The organism is Vibrio sp. 1069 (genome assembly GCF_033340555.1).
This window is the reverse complement of sequence record NZ_JAWOWP010000734.1, coordinates 1-565: the sequence shown is the minus strand read 5'-3', so window position 1 is coordinate 565 and position 565 is coordinate 1. Positions and strand designations below refer to the sequence as shown.

General features: G+C 46.0%; 1 protein-coding gene. It reads left to right on the top strand.

The window, feature by feature from the left end:
* Positions 1-14 precede the first annotated feature (14 nt).
* Positions 15-565, top strand: a 551-nt coding sequence (locus R7040_RS28745) for a sodium/glutamate symporter (protein WP_318097933.1), incomplete at its 3' end; no start/stop codon positions are given.

Here is a 565-nt window from a genome sequence, read left to right as displayed (position 1 = left end):
AAAAAAGAGGTTTTATGAATCATGTTATTTCAATCGGCCCACAGGAGTCGTTTCTCGTCGCTATTTGTGTGTTGTTCCTAGGGCAATTTATCAACACCAAACTTCCAATTTTAAAAAAATTCAATATCCCAGAACCGATTGTTGGTGGGTTAGTCATCGCCTGTGTGATTACCGCAATGCACTTTAATGGCGTTGATTTATCCTTCGATTTACCACTGCAAAACACCTTTATGTTGATGTTTTTTGCCACCGTTGGATTAGCGGCAAACTACACCCAGCTGATCAAAGGTGGTGCGAAGGTGTTTATTTTTCTCGCGGTGGCATCAGCGTACATTCTTATTCAAAACGCCGTTGGTGTGTCTTTGGCGACCGCATTGGGCTTAGATCCGCTAATGGGGTTAATTGCGGGTTCTATTACGCTTTCTGGTGGTCACGGAACAGGCGCAGCTTGGTCGCAGACTTTCCAAGATATGTACGGGCTACATAACGTACTTGAGGTTGCGATGGCATCTGCGACGTTTGGCTTGGTGATTGGCGGCATCATCGGCAGTCCAGTGGCACAGCG